At 33.3% G+C, this 2,842-nt stretch carries 3 protein-coding genes and 1 pseudogene; all 4 read right to left on the bottom strand.

What is annotated here, in order from left to right; genetic code table 11:
* Window positions 1–318 (bottom strand): hypothetical protein (locus CFY87_RS11595; RefSeq protein ID WP_143226178.1); only part of this gene is annotated, 318 nt, incomplete at its 3' end.
* Window positions 319–459: 141 nt separating this feature from the next.
* A complete protein-coding gene (locus CFY87_RS11405) occupies window positions 460–681 on the bottom strand; it encodes an EexN family lipoprotein (RefSeq protein WP_094948025.1) in 222 nt (73 codons plus the stop codon).
* 41 nt (window positions 682–722) lie between these two features.
* Window positions 723–1,859 (bottom strand): type II secretion system protein GspD, encoded by a 1,137-nt coding sequence (locus tag CFY87_RS11400; protein ID WP_094948022.1) that lies wholly within the window; start codon window positions 1,857–1,859, stop codon window positions 723–725.
* A pseudogene (locus CFY87_RS12755) lies at window positions 1,856–2,842 on the bottom strand (zonular occludens toxin domain-containing protein); the annotation flags it as partial. The pseudogene CFY87_RS12755 and the gene CFY87_RS11400, both read right to left, overlap by 4 nt.

The raw sequence follows: 2,842 nt of genomic DNA, 5'->3' as shown, positions 1-2,842 counted from the left end.
TTTTATTTGGAACTCAAAAAAATCTACATATTTTGGTAAAATTTTATCCAATTGTTTGATCTGCTCATCATAGTCTAATTCATAGCTATATTTGACATAGTTTTTATCTAATGGAAATTCTTTTGCACTTTCAAACAATCTACAAAATGCAGTTAAATCCGTCATATCTTGCTCTATTTGCTCCGTTGCTATTGGGTAATTTCCGTAATCACCACAAGATATTTTAAGTAATGTTGCATAGGCATGTTTAACAATAACGACTAACCTATGCTTTTCTACTGTCAGATAATCTACCCCTCCATCATAAAAAGCTCTCATTGGATCATAGAAATACTCACTCTATATGCTGTCATTTTTTGCTACCGCCTTTCGCTTCGCTCCAGTTGCTGAAGTCAAAAAATAATCTAAAGCAAGTTTAGATTATTTTTTAACTTTCTATAAATGTTACGGTGTATCTTCTTATGGTCTTAATCCTGAATTACTTGGAGCAAATAAAAGTGCAGTCGCTGCATTTTGACAATTTTCCTTTTCTGTTGAAGTCATTGTATCTTTATTTTCACAAGCCTTAACAACTTTACGAGCTTCATCCAAATTTTTTGAATAATATGCTGTTGTTTTTACTGGCTCTGAGCAAGCAACAATACCGACAGTCAAAATAAAAATAGGTAACATTTTGTTCATAATATTTCTCCTCTGTAAATTTTAGCGGCTAAAATTATACCCTACAATTCTTTAACCTGTAAAAGAACAATTATATCTGTTTTTGTATTAGATTTTGACTTACCTGTTAACCAACCTTTAGGTAAAAATGAAAAACCAGTTTCGCCCTCTGTCAGTTTATTTTCTGCAAGACCTCCCAGAACAATAATATCACCACTTTTAACACTCACATCACTCACTAAATCACGTTTAATCAAGGTTGGAGATTGATTAACGCCAGTATCTGTTTTAACAAAGTTTGATAATTGTTGTTGAATTTTCAAATCAATAGATTGATTTTTAATTGTAGGCAGAATATCAAAGATAACCCCAGAAGAACGGTATTCTATGGCTTGGATAGGTTTTCCATCTTGATAGGTGATATTAGATAAAACTGGCACATCAGAACCTACAGAAAAATTTCCCTTTGAGCCTGATTTCACCCTTAAAGTCGGACTACTTACTACTTGAAAACGACTATCTGTGCGAAATAACTCAATCATTGCATCAAGATTACCAGCATTCACGGTAATAAAATTTTCAAAATTCTGTTTATAACCAATGTTAATTCCGAGTTTACCTGATAACAATTTAGCTAATAAATTAATACCACTTCCCTCTTTTTCAATATCTTGAACCTCAAAAACATAACCAGTTACAACCACTTCTTTAGACTTTGTATCAACTGATTTTAGGACACTTCTTACTCTAGCTATCTCTTCATTTGTACCGTAGAACACGAGCTTATCTCCGCTTGCTGATACTTGTCCATCTCCTTGAATGAATTGGGCTAAGTATTCTGTATCACGATGAACAGGATTATAAACAAAGCTTTTTTTAACAATTTTTGTAGGTTTGGGCTCAATATGAGCAATGTAAACCACGTTATTTTTCTCATAAACCTTGATATTCATATTGTCAAAATAACGTTCAATGAACTGATTAAAATTTTGTTTTTCCGTAGTATGAAAGCTAATAAATCTTGTATCTCCAGCAAGTTTCGAGTCAAGCATATAAGGCTTTTCAAGAACTTCATCATAAATCATTGAGATCGCTTTAGGTAATGGCACTGCTTCTAGTTTAAAATCAACATGTTTAGCGTGTGATAAGGTACAAAAAGCCAATGCTACACCAAGTAAAATATTATGTTGTAATTTCATTGTTTAACTCCAGAATAATAATTAACTAATTGACCTTCAATTTCGCCCTGTAACATTCGACCACTAAACTGAAATTGACTTCGAGGCTCTAACCGCAGATTCCCTTGGTTATCAGCAAGAATAACAAAAGCATTGCCATTCTTTATTAACTCCCCTGTTATTCGCCATTTATCAGATAATTTGAGCTGAATAGGTGATGAAAAAAGTTTTCTTTCCTGAAGTGAAGTTACCGATTTTTCTTCCTGTTTAGGTGGCGTTAATACTTTAGATGAAGATTCTTGTTCATTTGGAAAAAAAGATTTAAACGCATAAATACCGACAATGAATAATATGAGAGCAAAGGCAATCATTGCTTTGAACTGAAAGGATTTCAGAATATTCCCCCGACCATCAACGACATTTTCCTTCCCATTTTCTCCGTCATAGCTTTTGTACAACTGAAAAATTTCTTTATCATATTTACGTTGTAGTTGAAATGTTTTATTCGTCTTTGTAGTTTTTGCCCCTGTGAAAATATCAACCCGATAGCGATTTGACATACCTAATGCTGTCAGTTTTGACATTTGATAAGTCATTTCAATTCGATCTTTAATAAATCGGGGTATTGAGAAATAGATTGATTGATAACAACCAAATCACAGCATTCACCTGTTATTTCATGCGTAAAATGGCGATGTTCAGCTAAAAAAGAGCGGTGATTTTCGTGAATTTTATCGCTTGGGAAAATACGCCAGACTTCATCAAGACAAATTAAATCTCCTGCACAACAAACCGTTTCACTTGAACCTTTATAAGGGAAAAAATCAGGTTGTTGGCAAATTTCATCCGTGACACTGATAAATTCACCTAAATTACTCTCTTTATCACCTTTTTTAATACAATAATGGGTCAGTTTTTCCTGTGTTACTCCCTCAATATTGCTGACAATACGGCGACCTTTTCTAAAATGCTCAAGAATAACTGAACTGACCACTTCATAAGAC

The sequence above is a fragment of the Actinobacillus seminis genome (assembly GCF_002263215.1).
Lineage (GTDB): Bacteria > Pseudomonadota > Gammaproteobacteria > Enterobacterales > Pasteurellaceae > Actinobacillus_B > Actinobacillus_B seminis.
Note: the sequence above shows the minus strand (reverse complement) of the source record. Positions and strands in the feature narration are given on the sequence as shown.

Excerpts from the sequence above, each read along its gene's own strand:
- CFY87_RS11400 (WP_094948022.1), bottom strand. The coding sequence starts at position 1,859 with ATGAAATTACAACATAATATTTTACTTGGTGTAGCATTGGCTTTTTGT.
- CFY87_RS11405 (WP_094948025.1), bottom strand. The coding sequence starts at position 681 with ATGAACAAAATGTTACCTATTTTTATTTTGACTGTCGGTATTGTTGCT.